The organism is Pseudomonas sp. 7P_10.2_Bac1, from assembly GCF_025465935.1.
Lineage (GTDB): Bacteria > Pseudomonadota > Gammaproteobacteria > Pseudomonadales > Pseudomonadaceae > Aquipseudomonas.
The window spans coordinates 92,867-113,842 of sequence record NZ_JANLNV010000007.1 but is presented as its reverse complement, the minus strand read 5'-3'; the positions used below and the strand labels follow the sequence as shown (position 1 = coordinate 113,842).

Annotated in this window: 19 protein-coding genes; 9 read left to right on the top strand and 10 right to left on the bottom strand. The window is 58.0% G+C overall.

Annotated elements, in window-relative coordinates:
* Positions 1 to 12: 12 nt before the first annotated feature.
* The 7 genes from NTD86_RS01595 to rpmE form a co-directional block, all read right to left on the bottom strand.
* A complete protein-coding gene (locus tag NTD86_RS01595) occupies positions 13 to 789 on the bottom strand; it encodes a hypothetical protein (RefSeq protein WP_262200388.1) in 777 nt (258 codons plus the stop codon).
* A complete protein-coding gene (locus NTD86_RS01590; RefSeq protein WP_262200387.1) occupies positions 786 to 1,640 on the bottom strand; it encodes a DUF4123 domain-containing protein in 855 nt (284 codons plus the stop codon). Before NTD86_RS01590 ends, NTD86_RS01595 begins: the two co-directional genes overlap by 4 nt.
* Entirely contained in the window at positions 1,637 to 3,706 is a 2,070-nt protein-coding gene (locus NTD86_RS01585) for a type VI secretion system tip protein VgrG (protein ID WP_262200386.1), read from the bottom strand. The genes NTD86_RS01590 and NTD86_RS01585 overlap by 4 nt, the downstream gene beginning before the upstream one ends.
* Positions 3,707 to 3,873: 167 nt before the next feature.
* Positions 3,874 to 5,226 carry a lipase family protein gene (locus tag NTD86_RS01580; RefSeq protein WP_262200385.1) on the bottom strand — a complete coding sequence of 451 codons (1,353 nt, stop codon included), beginning with the start codon at positions 5,224 to 5,226 and terminating at the stop codon, positions 3,874 to 3,876.
* Between the two features lie 205 nt (positions 5,227 to 5,431).
* Positions 5,432 to 6,700: a malic enzyme-like NAD(P)-binding protein gene (locus tag NTD86_RS01575; RefSeq protein ID WP_262200384.1), complete on the bottom strand. Its 1,269-nt coding sequence runs from the start codon at positions 6,698 to 6,700 to the stop codon at positions 5,432 to 5,434.
* Between the two features lie 170 nt (positions 6,701 to 6,870).
* On the bottom strand, positions 6,871 to 7,707 hold the full coding sequence (locus NTD86_RS01570) for a thermonuclease family protein (RefSeq protein ID WP_262200383.1): 837 nt from the start codon (positions 7,705 to 7,707) through the stop codon (positions 6,871 to 6,873).
* 5 nt (positions 7,708 to 7,712) lie between these two features.
* Positions 7,713 to 7,937 (bottom strand): 50S ribosomal protein L31, encoded by a 225-nt coding sequence (rpmE, locus tag NTD86_RS01565; RefSeq protein ID WP_262200382.1) that lies wholly within the window; start codon positions 7,935 to 7,937, stop codon positions 7,713 to 7,715.
* A gap of 223 nt (positions 7,938 to 8,160) precedes the next feature.
* Here rpmE and NTD86_RS01560 point away from each other — a divergent pair, with 223 nt between their 5' ends.
* The 6 genes from NTD86_RS01560 to NTD86_RS01535 all read left to right on the top strand — a co-directional run bounded on the left by NTD86_RS01560 (position 8,161) and on the right by NTD86_RS01535 (position 15,640).
* Entirely contained in the window at positions 8,161 to 10,380 is a 2,220-nt protein-coding gene (locus NTD86_RS01560) for a primosomal protein N' (RefSeq protein WP_262200381.1), read from the top strand.
* 181 nt (positions 10,381 to 10,561) lie between these two features.
* Positions 10,562 to 12,298, top strand: coding sequence for an arginine--tRNA ligase (argS, locus tag NTD86_RS01555; protein WP_262200380.1), 1,737 nt, complete (start codon positions 10,562 to 10,564; stop codon positions 12,296 to 12,298).
* A gap of 1 nt (position 12,299) precedes the next feature.
* On the top strand, positions 12,300 to 12,995 hold the full coding sequence (locus tag NTD86_RS01550; protein WP_262200379.1) for an SPOR domain-containing protein: 696 nt from the start codon (positions 12,300 to 12,302) through the stop codon (positions 12,993 to 12,995).
* A 239-nt stretch (positions 12,996 to 13,234) separates the two neighbouring features.
* Entirely contained in the window at positions 13,235 to 13,765 is a 531-nt protein-coding gene (hslV, locus tag NTD86_RS01545) for an ATP-dependent protease subunit HslV (protein WP_262200378.1), read from the top strand.
* A 69-nt stretch (positions 13,766 to 13,834) separates the two neighbouring features.
* Positions 13,835 to 15,172, top strand: a complete 1,338-nt coding sequence (hslU, locus tag NTD86_RS01540) for an ATP-dependent protease ATPase subunit HslU (RefSeq protein ID WP_262200376.1) — start codon at positions 13,835 to 13,837, stop codon at positions 15,170 to 15,172.
* Between the two features lie 90 nt (positions 15,173 to 15,262).
* Entirely contained in the window at positions 15,263 to 15,640 is a 378-nt protein-coding gene (locus tag NTD86_RS01535; protein ID WP_262200375.1) for a DUF971 domain-containing protein, read from the top strand.
* Between the two features lie 143 nt (positions 15,641 to 15,783).
* Here the strand turns inward: NTD86_RS01535 and NTD86_RS01530 are convergent, their stop codons facing one another.
* From NTD86_RS01530 to NTD86_RS01520, 3 genes are all read right to left on the bottom strand, one after another.
* Positions 15,784 to 16,671, bottom strand: a complete 888-nt coding sequence (locus NTD86_RS01530) for a phasin family protein (RefSeq protein ID WP_262200374.1) — start codon at positions 16,669 to 16,671, stop codon at positions 15,784 to 15,786.
* 196 nt (positions 16,672 to 16,867) lie between these two features.
* Entirely contained in the window at positions 16,868 to 17,158 is a 291-nt protein-coding gene (locus tag NTD86_RS01525; protein WP_262200373.1) for a polyhydroxyalkanoic acid system family protein, read from the bottom strand.
* Positions 17,159 to 17,556: 398 nt separating this feature from the next.
* A complete protein-coding gene (locus NTD86_RS01520; protein ID WP_262200372.1) occupies positions 17,557 to 17,832 on the bottom strand; it encodes a polyhydroxyalkanoic acid system family protein in 276 nt (91 codons plus the stop codon).
* Positions 17,833 to 17,942: 110 nt separating this feature from the next.
* Between NTD86_RS01520 and ubiE the strand changes: the two genes are divergently transcribed.
* Genes ubiE through ubiB form a run of 3 tightly spaced genes read left to right on the top strand, consistent with a single transcriptional unit; the run spans position 17,943 to position 20,940 of the window.
* Positions 17,943 to 18,713, top strand: coding sequence for a bifunctional demethylmenaquinone methyltransferase/2-methoxy-6-polyprenyl-1,4-benzoquinol methylase UbiE (gene ubiE, locus NTD86_RS01515; RefSeq protein ID WP_262200371.1), 771 nt, complete (start codon positions 17,943 to 17,945; stop codon positions 18,711 to 18,713).
* Positions 18,713 to 19,336 carry an SCP2 domain-containing protein gene (locus NTD86_RS01510; protein ID WP_262200370.1) on the top strand — a complete coding sequence of 208 codons (624 nt, stop codon included), beginning with the start codon at positions 18,713 to 18,715 and terminating at the stop codon, positions 19,334 to 19,336. Before ubiE ends, NTD86_RS01510 begins: the two co-directional genes overlap by 1 nt.
* Entirely contained in the window at positions 19,333 to 20,940 is a 1,608-nt protein-coding gene (gene ubiB / locus NTD86_RS01505) for a ubiquinone biosynthesis regulatory protein kinase UbiB (RefSeq protein ID WP_262200369.1), read from the top strand. The genes NTD86_RS01510 and ubiB overlap by 4 nt, the downstream gene beginning before the upstream one ends.
* Positions 20,941 to 20,976 lie beyond the last annotated feature (36 nt).

The window sequence follows — 20,976 nt, the reverse complement described above, 5'->3', positions numbered from 1 at the left end:
CAATCACTCCTTTTATTCAGTACAACCAGGATAAATAGTGCACCGCCTACCATCTGGCATCATGAAATGACTGAATCTCTTAGTATCCCCACGACAAAAAGCATAAGGATCTTCAAAACTTCTCCCCATACATTTTTTCCATCCATTAGAAACTTCCACCCAAGTATCACCGGTCGACGGCCTCTCCTTATCAGCCAAATTAATTTTCATTTTTATTGTCTTACCCGGCAATTGACTCAAGGTATAAAGCGCTACAGGCCCACCCGGCAAGGGAGGGCGAGTTATATTGACACCCTTACAGTTAAGCAACTTTACGATCCGCCGATTCCCACCAACAGTCCGGAATGTCCACCCACACTCCCCATAAAAAGTACTTACACCCGCCCCATCGAAATACTCTCTATCTTTTTCAGTGCCCAATTTTTCTTTAAAGACCAATTGGGCTGCCGACTCACCAAAGTCCCCTCGATCTTTACCGTAGGTTGCATAAACTCTCAACTTGATGTTATACACAACCAACGGACACCCTTTACGCGTCCGACGAATTATTATTTCCGAATTCGGCTTATAGTCTTCCCGCCACCACTCGTTAAACACCGGGGCTTTATTATCTTTGGTCTGGACCGTACAGGTTTCACCCGGTGCAGGCACGTAGTACACCGCCGCTCTATATTTAAAACCCGGCGGCATATCAACACTAAACATAAATGTATTCGGCTCTTTCAAATACCAACCTATTGCCGCCACACTAAAACCAACCAATACCAAACATCCAATAAGCCGCTTCATACTGCCCCTTGCGTCGAACTCAATATCGTTATGTGACTCACGCGCTGGAAATGCTCGGCAGAGTTTTCTTCTGGATGCGGATGCCATTGCACGGGCAATTCGTAGCCGGGAGATTTCAGGCTATGGACTAACAAAAATTCCAATTGCTCTGGCGCATCCCAACCCCAGGCAGTAGCTAGTTCACATTGCTGGCTTAGCCACTGCGAAACCGGTTGTTTCTGTGCAACTAACAAGCAGGCGTGTTGATGGCGATCCATTAAAAAGCGCAGCGCATTTGCTTCGCAGATGGCCGCCCTTTGCGAGTTCGTGGCGGGCACGTTCAGCCAAGGTGCAACGATGGGCAGCGGGTATTCACCTGGCATCGGATTGTCGACGCTCGCCCACTGCTCGCCCTGCCAATAGCACACACTGATGGCTGGTCCTAGATAGGCCGGATGCAGATCCGCTGATAGATGCCCCAGGGCACGGGTGAGCACGCGGTTGTCCTGAAACCGATACAAGGCCCGATTGGGGCTCACACCCACCAGGCAGCGCGCCCGCCAGTGCGCTAGCCATACGGGCAAATCCCCCTGCGCGATACTGGCCAACCACCCCCAATTACGCTCAGGGGCGTGCAGAAGCTCGCTCATGCGCGCAATGTCGGCGCTGTCGAGCACAATCAAAAAGGGACCGGCAGCAGCCAGCTCCGTTACGGGGGTCTGGGTGTACACGCTGCAATAACGGTCGTGGGCGCGATCACTCAACAACGCTGTGCGGGCTTCGCTTTCATGTTGAGCGTCCAGCACCAGGCACACGTCACGGCCTTGGCCGCGCTGCTCATCAATCCATTGACGCGGTATGACAAGGCTCATAGCGAGACGCCCTCAGGCAGACAAGCACCGTTTTGACAGGCTTCGCACACCGGGCAAAAGTCGGTACCCAGTGCTTGCGAGGCGGCCATCAGTGCTTGTTGTGTCGGGGCTATGCCAGCGGGCAACGCTTGCGGGGGTGACAGGGGCTCAGACGCTCCCGGTAACAGCGGCACCGCGGGCAGCCCCGCTATGGGCACACCGCCGGGCAAGATCGGGCAACTGGCATAGATGCCTGCGGCGCTAATCACCAAGTGCTGTCCGCCAGCCATCAGGGTGATGTCGACCCCGCTTTGCATGACTACATTTGCGCCCCCTTTGAGGTGTACATGCACCCCGGCTTCAGCCACCAGCGCGACACCTACTCGGGTATGGCTGCTAAGCGCGACGGTCCGGTGATCGCTGGCGTTGAGCTGAACTTTTCGATCAAGGCCCACCGTGTGATGCTCTTCGGCTTCGAAGAGCGAGACGCTGTTACCCGTAATGGTTTCTTCGCGCTTGCCGTCGATTTGCAGATGGCTGTCGTTTTTGATGTGTTGCTGCAGGTCGCGCTGAGCGTGGAGGTAGATCTGCTCATGACCTTCGCGGTCTTCGATGTGCAATTCATTGTGGCCTCCACCGCCGGGGGTACTACGGCTGCGGAACACGCTTTGGGTTTTGCTGGCCGGCAGTTTGAGCGGTGCCGGGTTGAGGCTGTTGATCAGGCAGGCCGAAATAACCGGCTGATCCGGGTCGCCGTCGAGGTAGACCACCAGCACTTCCATGCCCACACGAGGAATAACCGCCGCGCCGTAATGGTCGCCCGCCCAACTCGATGACACGCGTAGCCAGCAACTGCTTTTATCGTCGTCAATACCGCTGCGATCCCAATGGAATTTAACCCGGACCCGACCGTATTCATCACAGTGGATCTCTTCGCCCGCGGGCCCCGTAACGCGAGCTGTTTGACTGCCCAAGATGCGCGGTTTGGCGAAAATTTCCTGAGGACGGTAAGTCACGTCTTCGGGAGTCACTTGGAACGTGTTGCGATACCCCTGGGTAAAATCGCCCGCCTTCAGGCCTTGCGGGCTGCCGCCCTGCTCCTCCAGCACCTGGGGCTGCTTGCCTTCGTGGTGAACGCTAGTCAGCAGCCAACGAGTATTGAGCGCTGCGTTTGGGTGCCCGACCACCGGCAATAAGTGGCCACTGCTCAGGCTCGGTTGGTCACTGCGCCCATTTGCTTGGCGTTGACCGGTTTGGTGGTGTTCCATCGCGCGCTGACTTTGCTCTTGGCCTTGGGCTAATTCAGTGAAGCGGCCGGGGTAGGTGTAATGCTCAAGGACTCGCCCGCCAAGCAGCGGGGAGCTGTCTGACTCCAGCGTGCGGCCCGCTTTCTGAAAGTCGTAATCACGACGTACCGTACGGCGGCTCCTGATATTTAGACGCAGCTCAAAGTGATTGATCGACGGCTCATCAGCCACCATGCCTGCGCCTTGCACGTACGGCGTTGGATGTTTAAGCGGGGTAAACGCTTGCTGTTTGTCGCCGAAAACCAGCTGATGACCGTCGGGCGAATGCTTAAAGTGGTAGTGAAAACCCTCTTCGAAACACAGGCGCTGAATAAAGCGTAAATCGGACTCGCCGTACTGCACGCAATATTCCCTTGGCGTGTAAGACGAGAGTGAATGGAAGGTGTAGGCATTGCCAAGAATGCCATGCTCTTCGAGGATCACTTCGATGATCTGTTGCACGGTCAAACGCTGAAAAATGCGCTGATTGGTGCGATAGGCCAAATAGGCCAACTGCGGCTCCAGCGTCAGGCGGTAGCGAGCCAGCCGCCTGTCAGCACTGCTGAGGGCAATGCTGGAAATATGCCCATGGACCCCATCCCCCAGCGAATCAAACGCTAAATAAGCAGGCCGGTGCAGCAGCGCCTCAAGGTCCAGATCAAATCGCGTGCTGACCAGCTCAAGATCGAAAGCATAAGGCGTGCTAATGGCTTCTTTGCCGGTAAAGGCAAGTACGTGAAGCTCATGTTCGGCACCGGTGATGTTCAGACTGAAACGTGATGAGCGGTCAAAAGTGGGCATCCGTGACTCCTCAGACACTGAGGGCACGCTTGCGAACACAACCCCCTAGGCAAAGGGGGGGACATTAGCGGACAGAGCTAAAAGCAGATGTAGGATGCTTCTCTAACATCGAAGGGAAATGAGTCGTTTAATTCAAGGTTATTCAAGAGCTTTACAGGGAAAGCCGTTCAGACATGGGCGTCAGCCCCTGCCCTCATCACACAGTCGCCGTAGACCTCAGCCACGTTTGGCACCTTGAACCTCAAATCGTACAAGCGCTGGCGGGTGATGTGGAGCCGGCTCAGCTCGCGCATCAACAGGTTGATCATGCGTTGTTGCTCAAGCGGGTCCGCATACACCGCACTCACCACAGCCTGATAGCAGCTACGCAGTTGCTGCGCGATATGTTCAAACGCTAGGTCAATCGCCTGCACTTCGGTTTCTGCCAACTCGGGTTGTCGAGCCTTCAGCGCAGCCTGTGAACGCTGCAATACATCCCAACTGCTCGCGACATAACTGTCCACGCCCAATGACTTCCAGGGCCCGATTAACGACTCGACCAAGCCGTCGCACTCTGGCCTGTCACGCACATGCTCATACAGCGCGAGGCTCACCGCATGCTGAGTCACAATATCGCTCGCAGGCGCCCACATCAGGTGCGAGCCCTTCTGTCCTGACGTCAGCGGCATGAAGTGGCACAAGGCCCCGTGATGCTGATACAGCTCACCGGTTAAAGCGCTGAGGCCCGCCACAAAAACTCCCAGCTCGGGCACTGCATGATTAAAGCCTAGCGTGGCGTGCCCGTGATATGCCGACAGCCGGGTGTACATCCAACTGCCCGGCAGACTGGGCAGGGGATCGTGATGGTGGACCATCCGTTCATGCACCAGTGACTGCGCCGCCCGAACAAAGGTAGCGTCGCCAGCGCGAGGGGCGCCGTAGGTATAAAGCTGCACGTCACGGTGACGCAGCATCTGGCTCAGAATCAGAGCGATGGCGCCACTCACACCGTGCCCGCACATCAGCACTTTATGGGCCGCGAAACCGTTATTCAGACAGGCACTCACACGCTCATAGATAAGCTTGGCGGCTTGGTAAAAGCCTCGGTGAACGCGGCCTGCGCCCTCCTCAAAGGGTACCGGCTCCAGACCGCCATCCGCCAAAAAGTCCATCGCCGGGCGCCGATCGCGCACGGCAATCAGCAACAGCTCATGGTTGTGGGCCATAACGAGCTGATCGCAGCCCTGCGGCATCTGCTGGAAACGCTGCGAATACTCCACGTCCTGGTACAACGGGCGATAGGCCTGTTGTCCCTGTGCAACGGGCTCAAGGATGCAGCCGCCGTGCGCAGCCACCAAGGCCATTTGGTAGCGGTTCAGGGCACATGGCTGGCCTGCGCCCGACAGCAGGAGGCTTAGGGCCCGCAATGGTTTACCAGACGGACGGCTGATTGCCCCGCGCCCTGTGGCATCCAGGTAATCGTGGTGACGTTTGCCCTGCTCATCGACCAATTGAAGGCGGGTACTCTGGGAAAAGGGCACTGGTGTATGCATATCAGAGGGCGTCATGAAGAAACGTCAAAAAAAGATACGCAGACGCTAACGGAAAGCTGCACTGATTTATGTAGGAATAATCTTGAAATACAGAGGACATGATTGAGAGTGAATCGGACCTTTCAAGAGTCCGACCCAAAACAAAAAGCCCCGACTCTTTCGAGCCGGGGCTTTGTTTTGACGCTACGCGGGCTTAGCCGTTGAAGACGTCATCCACGCTTTTGAGCGGGTAGTGTTTCGGGTACGGCAGGGTGGCCACACCGGTCTCGATGGCGGCTTTGGCCACGGCATCGGAGATCAGGGTGATCAGGCGGGCGTCCATTGGTTTCGGAATGATGTACTCACGACCGAATTCCAGCTTGATGCCGCCATAGGCGTCGCACACTTCTTGTGGTACTGGCAGTTTGGCCAGTTCACGCAGTGCGTTGGCCGCTGCGATTTTCATTTCTTCGTTGATACGCTTGGCACGCACGTCCAAGGCACCACGGAAGATGAACGGGAAGCCCAGCACGTTGTTGACCTGGTTCGGGTAGTCCGAACGGCCAGTGGCCATGATCACGTCGCTGCGTGTGGCGTGAGCCAGTTCCGGGGAGATTTCCGGATCCGGGTTGGAGCACGCAAACACGATCGGGTTGGCTGCCATGGATTTCAGGCCTTCAGCGCTCAGCAGGTTCGGGCCGGACAGGCCCACGAACACGTCGGCACCTTCCAGAGCGTCAGCCAGGGTGCGTTTTTCAGTCGCGTGGGCGAACACTGCCTTGTACTGGTTCAGGTCGTCACGGTCAGAGTGGATCACACCGGAACGGTCGATCATGTAGATGTTTTCGATCTTCGCGCCCATGCTCACCAGCAGTTTCATGCAGGAGATAGCGGCTGCACCTGCGCCCAGGCACACGATCTTGGCTTCTGGCAGGGTTTTGCCAGCGATTTCCAGGGCGTTGATCATACCGGCCGCGGTAACGATCGCGGTACCGTGCTGGTCGTCGTGGAAAACCGGAATATCGCACTGCTCGATCAGAGCACGCTCAATTTCAAAGCACTCAGGGGCCTTGATGTCTTCGAGGTTGATGCCGCCGAAGGTGATGGAAATACGCTTCACGGTGTCGATGAAGGCTTGTGGGCTTTCTGCATCGACTTCGATGTCGAACACATCCACACCGGCAAAGCGCTTGAACAGTACGCCTTTGCCTTCCATGACAGGCTTGGAAGCCAATGGGCCGAGGTTACCCAAGCCCAGAATTGCGGTGCCATCAGAAATTACGGCGACCAGGTTGCCCTTGCCGGTGTATTTGTAGGCCAGCTCAGGATCGCGGGCGATTTCGCGTACTGGCTCGGCTACACCCGGGCTGTATGCCAGCGCGAGATCGCGGGCAGTCGCAGTAGGTTTGGTGAGCTCGACGCTCAGTTTCCCTGGGCGGGGCTGGGCATGATATTCGAGAGCGGCGGTTTTCAAATCAGACATATAGGCATTCCGCTTTTTTTCTGTTGGACGACGGACCGCCGAGCATACGCGTGTCGTAAAGTCCCGACAAGACTGACCAGTCAGCAGTGTCAAGGGCTTTACCCTACGACTTTGGGCCAAGAGCTGCGCACTAGAAGGGCTGAATGTCCACAATATGAATATAAAATTGTCTACAACTTTACATTCGAAACGGTTTTCAGCATCCCAGGATGGGTCAATGACACCATCCAGCGCGCCTGCCCTGTTTTCAAACCACCCCGCCGGGCGCGATCCAGCACCCAGCCGCGCACTTCGACCTGCTGGCCCTGCAAGCGATTGAGTGCTGTCTGATCGAAGTTGTGCAGAGATTCGGGGGCAATGCGCACCACCGCACCGCCCTCCAGATCAAGCCACAGGCCGCCACGATTTCGCTGCACCCGGGTGACCTTGGCACTCAACAGGGCAAAGCCTGAACGACTGATTTGTTGCGGCGCCAACACTGGCGACTGCCGCCACAATCCAAGGCGCCCCATGCGTGCACGCTGTTCAGCGGCCTGCTGGCACGCCAGCAGTTCAACGTTAGGCGCCAGGGCGACTTGAAAACCCAAGCCATCCGCCAGTAACTGTGCTTCGAAATTGCTGCCATTGGCGCCGAAAACATGGGCCAAGGTGCGGCCATAGCGATCTTTCGGTTGCTGGCCCATTAGCAAGCCTACGCGCCCGTCACTTTGCGAAACCAGCGCCAGCAGTCGCTTGCGAGCGGCCTCAGCAAAGGGCTCGTCTGGCTGGCCCTTTTTACCGATTTCCGGGGCGTTGAGGCCGATCAAACGCACGCTGCGGCCATCTTTGAGCCGCAACGAATCACCATCGACCACGCGCTCCACCTGCGCGTAAGTGACCGCGCGCGGCGCAGGGCACAGCTCCTGCGCTTGAGCGGCGCAATACCAAATCGCAGACACAAAAAAGGCGCCCGCAAGGGACGCCTTTTTCGCTAACCCGGTCAGACCCAAAAGCCTGCCCAAGGTCATGCGCCTTACTTGGCCGCTTTTGTAGCGCCGAAAGCACCAAAACGAGTTTTGAAGCGATCAACACGACCGCCAACGTCCAGAGTTTTTTGCTTACCGGTGTAGAACGGGTGGCACTCGTTGCATACGTCAGTACCCAGTGGCTTGCACAGGTTAGAACGAGTTTCGAACTTGTTGCCGCAGCTGCAAGTTACTTCGATCACTTCGTACGCTGGATGGATATCGGCTTTCATGGGGTATTCCTCAGGCTAGCGTGCCGCCACTCAACACCATTGTTGAATACCGCACGTAAATTTAGGGCGGGAATAATACCAGACCTTTATAGAGACGCAAGCACCGGGGGTCGGGTCTTGCTGATTGTCATCCTGGCGTTTTCACCTGCCACAGACCTGCTTCCGGGCGCGTTGTCTGCTAGGCTCCCGGCCATATTGACCGTTCATCATTTGAGAGCCCCGCGTGCCCGACGCCATTTTGCGCCTTGCCCTGCCTTCCCCCCTGCGCCGCCTGTTTGATTACCGGGCGCCGGCGGGTATGCAGCGCAGTCAATTACAGCCAGGCATGCGCTTGCGGGTGCCGTTCGGGCGACGGGAAATGATCGGCATTCTGGTGGAAGTCGCCGATCACAGCGAAGTCCCGGCCGACAAACTCAAGCCGGCCATCGCCTTGCTCGACACCACTGCGCCACTGCCTGCCTCGCTCTTCAAGCTGTGCCTGTGGACATCGCAGTATTACCAGCACAGCCTGGGCGACACGCTGAGCTGGGCGCTGCCTGTGCTGCTGCGACAGGGTGAGCTGGCCGAGACCCGACAAGAACGTTTCTGGCAGATCGCCCCCGGTGCCCGGCTCAACGATCCGCGCATCGCCCGCGCCCCGCGCCAGCGTGAGGCCCTGGCGACCCTCGCGCAGCACCCGCATGGCGTGGCCCACCAGTTACTGAGCAAGTTAAAGCTGAACAAAGACAGCCTCGACCTGTTGCTGGCCAAAGAGCTGGTGACCGTCGAAATCCGCCGTCATGCGCCGACACCGCGCCATGAACATTGGCTGGCTCAGCCCGAGTTGCCGCTCAATGACGAACAACGCGCCGCTTGCGAAGCCATTCGAGCCGGGTTCGACAGCTTCCACGCTTTTTTATTGGCGGGCGTGACAGGCAGCGGCAAGACCGAAGTGTATTTGCAACTGATCCGCGCCACGCTCGAAGCTGGTAAACAGGCTTTGGTGCTGATTCCCGAGATCAACCTGGGGCCGCAAACCCTGGCTCGCTTCGAACAGCGCTTCAATGCCCGCATCGCGCTGGTGCATTCGGCGGTCAATGACCGCGAACGCCTTGAAAGCTGGCTCGCCGCCCGCGACGGCGAGGCCGACATCATTATTGGCACCCGCTCAGCCCTGTTCACCCCGATGAAAAACCCCGGGCTGATCATTATCGACGAGGAACACGACAGCTCTTATAAACAGCAGGAAGGGCTGCGCTATCACGCTCGCGACCTGGCGCTGGTGCGCGCGCGACAAGAAAACATTCCGATCGTGCTCGGCTCGGCCACGCCGTCCCTGGAAAGCCTGCATAACGCCTACACCGGTCGATACGGTTTACTGCGCCTGAACCAACGCGCAGGCGGGGCCAAACAGCCACGTTTCCTGCGTCTGGATGTAAAAAGTCGCCCGCTCGACAGCGGTATTTCCGGCCCGATGCAACAGGCCATCGGACAAACGCTAGCAGCAGGCCAGCAAGTGCTGGTGTTTCTCAACCGTCGCGGTTTCGCGCCCACCCTGCTATGCCACGACTGCGGCTGGATGTCTGAGTGCAAGCGCTGCGATGCACGGATGACCGTCCATCAGCGGTCCGGCGAATTACGCTGCCACCACTGCGGCCACGTCGAACGCGTGCCTCGCAACTGCCCGCAATGCGCCAAGGTCGACCTGCGCCCTGTTGGCGCGGGGACCGAGCGCGCCGAGGAGCGGCTGGCGATCCTGTTCCCCGACTACCCGGTGCTGCGTGTCGACCGCGATAGCACCTCACGCAAAGACGCCATGAGCCAGCTGTTCGCCACCATCCAGAAAGGCCAGCCGTGCATTCTGGTCGGCACCCAAATGCTCGCCAAGGGCCATCACTTTCCACGAGTAACCCTGGTGGCGATTCTGGACGCGGATGGCGGGCTGTTCTCGGGCGATTTCCGCGCCAGCGAACGTATGGCCCAGTTGATCGTACAGGTCGCAGGCCGTGCCGGCCGGGCTGAAGAGCCGGGCAGAGTGATTATCCAGACCCACCTGGCCGACCACCCGTTGCTGATTCAACTGACCGAGCAAGGTTACTTTGCCTTTGCCGAACAAGCCTTGAGCGAACGCCGTGCGGCCGGTTTGCCGCCCTTTGCGCACCTGGCGCTGTTACGGGCCGAAGCGCACAAGCCGGGGCAAGCCGAAGGATTCCTGGATGAAGCCTGCAGCGAGGCCGAGCGCTTGCTGGGCGAGATGAACCTGAGCGGTATCGAACTGCTGGGCCCCGTCCCGGCGCCCATGGAGCGCCGCGCCGGACGCTACCGCGCTCAACTACTTTTACAAGCCAACGCCCGCGCGCCGCTGCATCGGCTGCTGAGCCACTGGCTGCTGATCCTTGAACAAATGCCCAGCGGCAGACAAGTCCGCTGGTCGCTGGATGTCGATCCTGTGGACCTTTACTGATCCACGGCGTGTAGGCGCGAGCTTGTCTCGCGATCTTTTAAACGAAAAAGATCGCGAGACAATCGAGCGTCAACCGGCTGCGCCTACAGGCTTGCAGCTTGAAGCTCCGTTAGCGGACAATACCCAGTTTTTCCACCTGCGCACTGAAGCGCTACCGCGCTTGCGGTCGAAAGAGAAGACCATGAAAGACACCATTCGCCAGCTGATTCAACAAGCCCTCGCTCAACTCGTCACTGAAGGAGTGTTGCCTGAAGGCCTGACGCCAGCGATTCAGGTGGAAAACGCCCGTGACAAGACCCACGGCGACTTCGCCAGTAACATCGCCATGATGCTGGCCAAGCCTGCCGGTATGAAACCACGCGATCTGGCTGAAAAAATCATTGCCGCCCTGCCCGCCGACGAGCAGATCAGCAAGGTTGAAATCGCTGGCCCCGGCTTCCTGAACTTCTTCCAGAACACCCAAGCCCTGGCTGCGCGCCTGGACGCAGCACTGGCCGACCCGAAGCTGGGTGTGCGCAAGGCTGGCCCGATCCAGCGCACGGCAATCGACATGTCCGCGCCTAACCTGGCCAAGGAAATGCACGTAGGCCACCTGCGTTCGACCATTATTGGCGACGGTGTGGCACGGGTGCTGGAGTTTCTGGGTGACGAGGTGATTCGTCAGAACCACGTGGGCGACTGGGGCACGCAATTCGGCATGCTGATGGCCTACCTGGAAGAAAACCCGATCACCAGCGACGAGCTGTCGGACCTCGAGAACTTCTACCGTGCGGCCAAAAAGCGCTTCGACGAGTCCCCGGAATTTGCCGATCGCGCCCGTAGCCTGGTGGTCAAGCTGCAAGCCGGCGACCCGGACTGCCTGGCGCTGTGGACTAAGTTCAAAGACATCTCGTTGTCCCACTGTCAGAAAATCTACGAACTACTGAACGTTAAATTGACCATGGCTGACGTTATGGGCGAAAGCGCCTACAACGATGACCTGATCAACGTCGTCAACGACCTGAAGGCCAAAGGCATGCTGGTCGAAAGCAACGGCGCGCAGTGTGTGTTCCTCGATGAATTCAAGAACGCCGAAGGCGAGCCGCTGCCTGTGATTATCGTCAAGGCCGACGGCGGCTACCTGTATGCCACCACTGACTTGGCCGCCGTGCGCTACCGCAGCGGCGTGCTGAAGGCCGATCGCGCCCTGTACTTCGTGGACCAGCGTCAGGCCCTGCACTTCCAGCAAGTGTTTGCCGTGGCGCGCAAGGCCGGTTTTGTGACCCACCCGATGGAAATGGAACACATGGGCTTCGGCACCATGAACGGCGCCGACGGCCGTCCATTCAAAACCCGCGACGGTGGCACGGTAAAACTGATCGACCTGCTCACCGAAGCCCAGGAACGTGCTTACACCCTGGTGAAAGAGAAGAACCCTGAGCTGGCCGAAGAAGAATTACGCGCCATTGCCAAGGTGGTGGGTATCGACGCGGTGAAATACGCGGACTTGTCCAAGCACCGCGCCAGCGACTACAGCTTCAACTTTGACCAGATGTTGAACTTTGAAGGCAATACTGCACCTTACCTGCTCTATGCCTACACCCGTGTTGCGGGCGTGTTCCGCAAACTGGGCAAGCGCTTTGACGAAGTCCAAGGCCATATCGTCCTGTCGGCACCACAAGAGCAGGAATTGGCCGCTAAACTGGCGCAATTCGGCGAAGTACTGAACAATGTTGCTGAAAAAGGCACACCTCATACACTGTGCACCTATCTGTACGAAGTGGCCGGTCTGTTCTCCAGCTTCTATGAGAACTGCCCGATCCTGAACGCTGAAGACGAAGTCCAAAAACAAAGCCGTCTGCGCCTGGCAGCCTTGGCAGGCCTGACCCTCAAGCAAGGCCTGGAATTGCTGGGCCTGGAAACTCTGGAGCGTATGTAAGTTGGCCGCCAAGAAAAAACCTGCACCCAAGCGAGGCGCCAGCCGGTATCAGGCGCCTGCCAAAAAGCCGATTCCGGGCTGGTTATGGCTAGCCATCGGCCTGACCGTCGGCGCGTTCATCGTGTTTCTGATGAAACTGGAGCCGGGCAAGGGCGATGACGTCAAACGGGTCAAGCAAGAGCCGCAAAAGACTACGCAAGCGGCCGACGCCAACAAGACGGCGCCAAGCCCGACTCAGCCGGTCAAGCCCAAGTACGACTTCTACACGTTGCTGCCCGAGTCGGAAGTGATCGTGCCGCCTGAAGCCGTGCCGGAGAAAACACCCCCGGCACAGCCCACCGCACCTCTGGCGCCAGTGACTCCGGCTGAAGCGGCAAAAATCGACACCGTACGGGCTCAAGCAGCCCTGAACGGCCTCACGCCGCCGCCTGCACCACCGGTCGTTAAAGAAGCACCCACGACGACCCGATTCTTCCTGCAGGCAGGCTCGTTCCGTAAACAGGCCGATGCTGACAAAGTGCGCGCCCAGATCATCCTGCTCGGCCAATCTGCTTCGGTGGAATCGGGCACGGTGAAGGACGAAACCTGGTACCGCGTACTGGTTGGCCCATTCAGCAATCGTGAACAGCTAACGGTGGCTCAAAAGCAACTGGCCGGCGGCGGCTTCAACAATCTGCTGCTGCAACAGCGCCGCTAACACCCGCCGCTCCCGCAGGAACATGAACCCTGCGGGAGCGGACTTACTCGCGATGGCATCACATCGAAATACCTGTTACACCGCGCTGCCTGTATCGCGAGCAAGCCCGCTCCCACCCGCTCAACACGAAATCTCTGACTCCATTCATCTGCATTCCCTCCCTGTGGTTGAAATACTCTCCACAACCCCCATATGTATCTCCATCAGGCATTTTCGCCCCGCTGCGTGGAGATTCTCCCTTGACCACCATCGTTTCAGTTCGCCGCCACGGCAAAGTCGTAATGGCTGGCGACGGCCAGGTTTCCCTTGGCAACACCGTGATGAAAGGCAACGCGAAAAAAGTCCGTCGCCTGTACCACGGCCAGGTCATTGCCGGTTTTGCCGGTGCAACTGCTGATGCATTCACCCTGTTCGAACGTTTTGAAGGCCAACTGGAAAAACACCAGGGCCATCTGGTTCGCGCGGCTGTCGAGTTGGCCAAAGAATGGCGTACCGACCGCTCGCTGAGCCGCCTGGAAGCCATGCTGGCAGTCGCCAACAAGGATGCTTCCTTGATCATCACCGGTAACGGCGACGTAGTTGAGCCAGAAGACGGCTTGATTGCAATGGGTTCGGGCGGTGCATTCGCCCAGGCAGCAGCCCGCGCCCTGCTGCTCAAAACCGACCTGCCAGCCCGCGAGATCGTCGAAACCGCCCTGGGTATTGCTGGCGACATCTGCGTGTTCACCAACCACAACATCACTCTTGAGGAGCAGGACCTCGCTGAATAAGCCTCCTGCCGGGCCAGCCTGCTGGCCCCGTGTGTGCACCTTACTTCAGCTAGAGGAACGCCAATTATTATGTCCATGACTCCCCGCGAAATCGTCCACGAACTCAATCGCCATATCATCGGTCAGGACGACGCCAAACGCGCCGTAGCCATCGCCTTGCGTAACCGCTGGCGCCGCATGCAGCTCCCTGAAGAGCTGCGTGTTGAAGTGACTCCGAAAAACATTCTGATGATCGGCCCCACCGGTGTCGGTAAAACCGAAATCGCCCGTCGTCTGGCCAAGCTGGCCAACGCGCCGTTCATCAAGGTTGAGGCCACCAAGTTCACCGAAGTGGGCTATGTCGGCCGTGACGTTGAGTCGATCATCCGTGATCTGGCCGACGCCGCCATCAAGCTGCTGCGCGAGCAGGAAATCGTTAAAGTCCGCCACCGCGCCGAAGATGCCGCCGAAGAGCGCATCCTCGATGCACTGTTGCCACCTGCCCGCACGTTCGGCGAAGAAGCCGCCGTTTCGTCGTCGGATTCCAACACCCGCCAGCTGTTCCGCAAGCGCCTGCGCGAAGGCCAGCTGGACGACAAAGAAATCGAAATCGAAGTTGCCGACATCGCTGGCGTCGATATTTCCGCGCCACCGGGCATGGAAGAAATGACCAACCAGCTGCAAAGCCTGTTTGCCAACATGGGCAAAGGCAAACGCAAGAGCCGCAAGCTGAAAGTCAAAGAAGCCCTGAAAATGGTGCGTGACGAAGAAGCCAGCCGCCTGGTCAACGACGAAGAACTCAAGGCCAAAGCCCTGGAAGCTGTCGAGCAACACGGCATCGTGTTCATCGATGAAATCGACAAAGTGGCCAAGCGCGGCAACGTTGGCGGCGCCGATGTTTCCCGTGAAGGCGTGCAGCGCGACCTGCTGCCGCTGATCGAAGGCTGCACCGTCAACACCAAGCTGGGCATGGTCAAGACCGACCACATCCTGTTTATTGCCTCCGGTGCGTTCCACCTGAGCAAGCCAAGCGACCTGGTGCCTGAGCTGCAAGGTCGTCTGCCGATCCGTGTCGAACTCAAGGCACTGACCCCGGAAGACTTCGAGCGCATCCTCAGCGAGCCGCACGCTTCGCTGACAGAGCAATACCGCGAACTGCTGAAGACCGAAGGCCTGAACATCGAGTTCCAGCCTGAAGGCATCAAGCGTCTGGCAGAAATTGCCTGGCAGGTTAACGAGAAGACCGAGAACATCGGTGCTCGTCGCCTGCACACGCTGCTGGAGCGCCTGCTCGAAGAAGTGTCTTTCAGTGCCGGTGACATCGCCAGCGCACACGACGCAGAGCCGATTCGCATCGACGCCGAGTACGTAAACAGCCACTTGGGCGAACTGGCCAAGAACGAAGATCTCTCACGCTACATCCTGTAAGACACGCAATACCCTTAGCCGCTGCTGTAGGCTGCGAGAAATCGCAGTCTGCACCAGCGGCTAAATGGTTTGTGTGACACCCAAAAGGTTATGACCATGATCCCCAGCGCCATCAACCTGCAAAAAGCATCAAAGACCCTGACCCTCACCTACCCAAACGGCGAACAATACGTTCTGCCGGCCGAGTTGCTGCGCGTGCATTCGCCGTCCGCAGAAGTGCAGGGCCACGGCAACCCAATCCTTCAATTCGGCAAAATCAATGTCGGTTTGACCAAGGTAGAACCCGCAGGTCAGTACGCCCTGAAGCTGACCTTCGATGACGGTCACGACAGCGGCCTGTTTACCTGGGAATATCTGTATCAACTGGGGGTACGCCAGCAAGAACTGTGGGATGACTACCTGGCCGAACTGAAAAAGGCCGGCAAGTCGCGAGACCCTTCTGAGTCGGTAGTCAAGTTGATGCTCTAAAGCACGGCAACTCGTCAGACGGTTACGAAAGCGAGCTTGTCTCGCGATCTTTTGATCTTGGGCTGACCCTGTAGATCAAAAGATCGCGAGGCAATCGGGCATCGACCGGCTCTTGCTGCAGTTGCAGTGAGGGCCGGTTTAACTTACGAGGTTTTAGGCGGTGTGCCTGGGCTTGGCTCTGTTGCTGCTGCAGGAGCCTTGACCGGCTTTTTAGCCGCCGCCGGTTTTTTCGCAGCAGGTTTGGCCGCCGCAGGTTTCGCAGGGGTGGGTTTACTTGCTGGCGAAGCGTTGGCCGGTGCCTTGGCGGCAGGTTTGGCGGCTGGCTTTGCCGCGGAGCTGGCCGCAGGTTTTGCAACTGCCTTGGTCGCGGGTTTAGCTGCAGGTTTTGCAGCGGCCTTGGTCGCAGGTTTGGCCGCAGGTTTTGCTGCCGCCTTGGCCGCTGGCTGGGTCGCAGGCTTCGCCGCGGCACTTGCTGCTGGCTTGGCAGCAGGCTTGGCGGATGCCGGTTTGCTCGCCGCAGGTTTGGCAGCGGCCTTAACGGCGGGTTTGGCTGCGGTCGCTTTGGCAGGGGCAGCCTTGCTCGCAGGTGCGGTCGCGGTGGCTGTCACTTTTGCCGCTGCAGCTGTCAGCTTTTCAATGTGCTTGGTCAGCAATTCGACTTGAGCATGCAAGGTTTTAACTTCTTCACGACTCGGCACGCCCAAACGAGAGATCGCATTGCTCAGACGCTTGTCGAAAGCCTCCTCCAACTCACTCCACTTTTCCAGCGCCAGGTCTTTTACATCTTCAACGCGAGAGCGGGCAGAAGAAGTCGTTGCCTTGGCTTCGTCAACAACTTTGCTGCCGACACTCTTGGCCAGTTTTTCGGCTTTTTCGCCGTCCTTGACCAAACTGTCGAACAGCTTGCTGCCATCGGCATCAATTTTTGAGTACACGCCCAAACCTGCGAGCCAGATTTTGCGCGAATACTCTTCAACTTTGCCGACCCATGAATGGTTTTCTTGAGTTGCCGTGGTTTTTTTTACAGCCATCGTGTTCCCCTCAATGTTGAGTCGCGACGTCTGCGAACAAGAACGTCGAGTCATCAAGATGAACAAAATGCTCATCTCAATGAGGTTTAGACGTTAACGTTCCATGTTTCAAGGCGTCAATGCTCGACATACCTAAAAACCCTCAACTTAACTGTTGAGGGTTTGGTTCAATAACGCTGCATCTGTGCAGTTAAGGTCAAACACGACCTAATTCACGGTCCAGCGCCTCATGAATTTTGACTTCAATCATGCCTTTGAAAGCACTATAGAAAAAGCTCAAGTTCACATGTACCACTACAGCGTCCTTAAAAATCTCAACCCCACCCGTAACGCCCGTCAGCCCGTGCTTGATACTACCGACCGTGCCCTCCCACTCCTGAGAAAGCGAGTATTCATCGGCCAACTCAGCCACCAGTGCCTTGGCCCTCTTGAGCGCTTCATCCAGTTCCAGCGAATGATCACGCTTGATGTAAATTTCCTTAGCCATCGATGAACTTCCTGTTCAGTGTTAACAATAAATGAAAGATATAAACGGTATATAAGCACCTGCCGCTGCCTTCCTGGCACTGTGCGGTGCTTATGTAAACAGTAGCCCGTCATACACCTTTCATCCGCAACACTTGAAACTACCGAAGAATAAAAAACTTTTAAAAACAATAGCTAAGCTTTATTCGCACACAGGGGCAAAACAGTACCGATACGTTACGTTGACTATTCACACACCCGGTCTGTACGACATGTTTTCGAGCAAAAGTTAGGCAAGCCTGTTTCCAACACCCCATAACCGAGCGTAGATACATTTCGTACAGAGCCTGAACAATAACGACATTAACGCTCAGGGCGCCCGCTCGGCCGATCCGATATCGGCAGAGCGGACAAACCTGATCACGCCAGTGCTTTATCCAGCGAGCGCTCGATTTCCGACTGGATCATGCCGCTCATCGCCGACATCAACATACCCAGCTTCACATCCACCTTCACACTGCTCTCGCCTACTTCCATCACTGCTTCAACGCCGGAGCGCTTCAAGGTGACCTTGTCGCCGGACCACTCAGGGCTCAGCCCGTACTGCGACTCAAGCTTGCCCACCACTTCCCGGGCCTTGACGCGGGCCTGCTCAAGCCCCAGGGCATGGGGGCGCTCAACGCTGATGTTTGCCATTGCTGCTCTCCTTACAAATAAGTCGATCACTATACTTACATTGACCCTCGCCAAGACAAAGTCGGCCACCGGGATTAGAATGGCCAGCATTCTCTTCTGGTGACAGCGATATGACTGATCAGCGCAAAGGCAGCGATGCCGAACCCACCACTCACTTCGGCTTCAAGAACGTGCCGGAAAGCCAAAAGGCGGAAAAAGTCGCCGAGGTCTTCCACTCCGTAGCCGGTAAATATGACCTGATGAACGACGTTCTGTCGGGCGGCATGCACCGTCTGTGGAAGCGTTTCACCATTGAACTGTCGGGTGTACGCCCAGGCAACAAGGTGCTGGACATCGCTGGTGGCACTGGCGACCTGGCGCGCAAGTTCTCGCAACTGGTGGGCCCGACCGGCCACGTGGTGCTGGCCGACATCAACGCTTCGATGCTCAAGGTCGGCCGTGATCGCCTGCTGGACAAGGGCGTGGCCGGTAATATCGAGTTCGTTCAGGCCGACGCCGAGAAGCTGCCTTTCCCGGACAACCATTTCGATTGCGTCACGATTGCCTTTGGCCTGCGTAACGTCACCCACAAGGAAGACGCCCTGCGCTCCATGCTGCGCGTCCTCAAGCCGGGCGGCCGCCTGTTGGTGCTGGAGTTCTCCAAACCGACTAACGCGCTGATGTCCAAAGTGTACGACGCCTACTCGTTCGCCTTTATGCCACTGGTTGGCAAGGTGGTGCTCAACGATGCCGACAGCTATCGCTACCTGGCAGAGTCGATCCGTATGCACCCGAACCAGGAGACGCTGAAGTCGATGATGGTCGAGGCCGGTTTTGACCGTGTGACCTATCACAACATGACCTCAGGCATCGTCGCACTGCACCGCGGCATCAAGCCCTGATGTTGTTGCGCGGCCTTCTCGCCAGCGCCGAAAACGGCGTCAACCGTGTTTTACGGTTGGACAGTACCGCCATGGCGCGCTTGCGCCCTCTGACCGGCAAGGTGATCGCAGTCCATGGCACCAGCCCGACGGTACAGCTGTTTATCCTGCCCAGCGATGAAGGCCTGATGCTGGCCGCGCAGTGGGCGGCCGATGCCGATTGCACCTTGCGTGCCCCGACATCCAACCTGCTGCGCCTGGCCCTGAGCAAAGACAAAAGCGCCGTGCTGCACAGCCCGCAAGTCGAGCTCGAAGGCGACAGTGCCGCACTGATGGAACTGGCGGCCGTGCTGCAAGACCTGGAGCTGGACTGGGAGTACGAACTCTCACGCTGGCTCGGCCCGGTGCCTGCTGCCCTCATCGGCGGTCATCTACGCAGTCGTGCCAACTGGTACCAGCAAGGATTTGTCAGCCTCAATCAGAACCTGGCCGAATACCTGAGCGAAGAAGCCCGCACCTTGGTCGGAGAACGCGAAGCGCAAGCGCGCTTTGAACAAATCGACCAACTCACACTCGACCTGGACCGTCTGGAGGCCCGCGTTGAGCGCCTCAGCCGCTCCCTCAAGCCCAGCGATCACGCATGAAGCTGCTTGCCATACGCCGTTTGTTTCGCATCCAGCGCGTCGTCATTCGCTACCGACTGGATGACCTGCTGTTCGCCCTGCCTCTGCCGTGGTGGCTCTTGTCACTGCGCTATGCCCTGCCGTGGCGTTGGTTCCCGCGTAAAAAACTGGAGCTGAGCCGAGGCGCAGCCTTGCGCCTGGCCTTGCAGGACCTGGGACCGATCTTTATCAAGTTCGGGCAAATTCTCTCGACGCGTCGCGACTTGCTCCCACCGGACATCGCCGACGAGTTGATGCTGCTGCAAGACCGCGTTCCGCCCTTCGACCCGGAACTGGCCGTCAAACTGATCGAATCTCAGTTAGGCGCCAAAATCAGCGACGTCTTCAGCCGCTTTGACATTGAGCCACTGGCCTCCGCCTCGGTGGCTCAGGTTCACGCTGCCAAACTCAAGACCGGTGAAGAAGTGGTGGTCAAGGTGGTGCGCCCAGGCCTGAAGCCGATCATCGGTTCGGACATGGCGTGGCTGTTCATTCTCGCCAAGACCGCCGAACGCCTTAGCGCCGACGCCCGCCTGCTGCACCCGGTGGACGTGGTCAGCGACTACGAAAAGACCATCTACGACGAACTCGACCTGCTGCGCGAGGCGGCCAACGCCAGCCAGTTGCGCCGCAACTTCGAGGGTTCGCCGCTGCTCTACGTGCCGCAGATTTACTGGGACTGGTGCCGCCCCAAAGTGCTGGTCATGGAGCGTATCTACGGGCTGCAAGTGACTGATCTGGCGGCCCTGGCCGATCAACGCACGGACATGAAAATGCTCGCTGAGCGCGGGGTCGAGATTTTCTTCACCCAGGTGTTTCGTGACAGCTTTTTCCATGCCGACATGCACCCCGGCAACATCTTCGTCAGCACGGTCAGCCCGTGGAGCCCGCAATACATTGCCATCGACTGCGGCATCGTCGGCAGCCTGACCCCCGAAGACCAGGACTACCTGGCGCGCAACCTGTTTGCCTTCTTCAAGCGTGATTACCGGCGTGTGGCTCAACTGCACATCGACTCCGGCTGGGTCCCGGCGAACACCAAGCTCAATGAATTCGAAGCCGCCATCCGCACGGTCTGCGAGCCGATTTTCGAGAAGCCGCTCAAAGAAATTTCCTTTGGCCAGGTGCTGATGCGCCTGTTCCAGACGGCGCGACGCTTCAACATGGAAGTCCAGCCGCAATTGGTGTTACTGCAAAAAACCCTGCTCAACATTGAAGGTCTGGGGCGCCAGTTGTATCCCGACCTGGACCTGTGGAGCACTGCGCAGCCGTTCCTTGAGCGCTGGATGCGCGAGCGCGTGAGCCCTAAAACCCTGCTGCGCAACCTGCACAGCCAGGTCGAGCAAATCCCGCACCTGGCGGGCATGACCCGCGATCTGCTGGAGCGCATGTCGCAGCCTCACGCCAAAAATCAGCCGCTGGTGGTGCGCGAATCCCGAGATGGGTGGTTCTTGCGCCTGCTGGGCGCCGGGCACGTGGTGACAGGGGCTTTGCTGGCCACTGTCGGACCACTGGGCAGCATCGGTTACTGGCCAGCGGGTATCCTGCTGGTCGTGGGCCTTTATTTGATCGTGCGCCGATCGTAGGAATTCTGGTCACTCTTGAAAGAGGCTGGCAAACTG

Bases quoted from the DNA above. Each gene is read 5' to 3' on its own strand.
- NTD86_RS01595 (WP_262200388.1), bottom strand. From the start codon at position 789: ATGAAGCGGCTTATTGGATGTTTGGTATTGGTTGGTTTTAGTGTGGCG.
- NTD86_RS01590 (WP_262200387.1), bottom strand. From the start codon at position 1,640: ATGAGCCTTGTCATACCGCGTCAATGGATTGATGAGCAGCGCGGCCAA.
- NTD86_RS01585 (WP_262200386.1), bottom strand. From the start codon at position 3,706: ATGCCCACTTTTGACCGCTCATCACGTTTCAGTCTGAACATCACCGGT.
- NTD86_RS01575 (WP_262200384.1), bottom strand. From the start codon at position 6,700: ATGTCTGATTTGAAAACCGCCGCTCTCGAATATCATGCCCAGCCCCGC.
- NTD86_RS01570 (WP_262200383.1), bottom strand. From the start codon at position 7,707: ATGACCTTGGGCAGGCTTTTGGGTCTGACCGGGTTAGCGAAAAAGGCG.
- rpmE (WP_262200382.1), bottom strand. From the start codon at position 7,937: ATGAAAGCCGATATCCATCCAGCGTACGAAGTGATCGAAGTAACTTGC.
- argS (WP_262200380.1), top strand. From the start codon at position 10,562: ATGAAAGACACCATTCGCCAGCTGATTCAACAAGCCCTCGCTCAACTC.
- hslU (WP_262200376.1), top strand. From the start codon at position 13,835: ATGTCCATGACTCCCCGCGAAATCGTCCACGAACTCAATCGCCATATC.
- NTD86_RS01535 (WP_262200375.1), top strand. From the start codon at position 15,263: ATGACCATGATCCCCAGCGCCATCAACCTGCAAAAAGCATCAAAGACC.
- NTD86_RS01530 (WP_262200374.1), bottom strand. From the start codon at position 16,671: ATGGCTGTAAAAAAAACCACGGCAACTCAAGAAAACCATTCATGGGTC.
- NTD86_RS01525 (WP_262200373.1), bottom strand. From the start codon at position 17,158: ATGGCTAAGGAAATTTACATCAAGCGTGATCATTCGCTGGAACTGGAT.
- NTD86_RS01520 (WP_262200372.1), bottom strand. From the start codon at position 17,832: ATGGCAAACATCAGCGTTGAGCGCCCCCATGCCCTGGGGCTTGAGCAG.
- ubiE (WP_262200371.1), top strand. From the start codon at position 17,943: ATGACTGATCAGCGCAAAGGCAGCGATGCCGAACCCACCACTCACTTC.
- NTD86_RS01510 (WP_262200370.1), top strand. From the start codon at position 18,713: ATGTTGTTGCGCGGCCTTCTCGCCAGCGCCGAAAACGGCGTCAACCGT.
- ubiB (WP_262200369.1), top strand. From the start codon at position 19,333: ATGAAGCTGCTTGCCATACGCCGTTTGTTTCGCATCCAGCGCGTCGTC.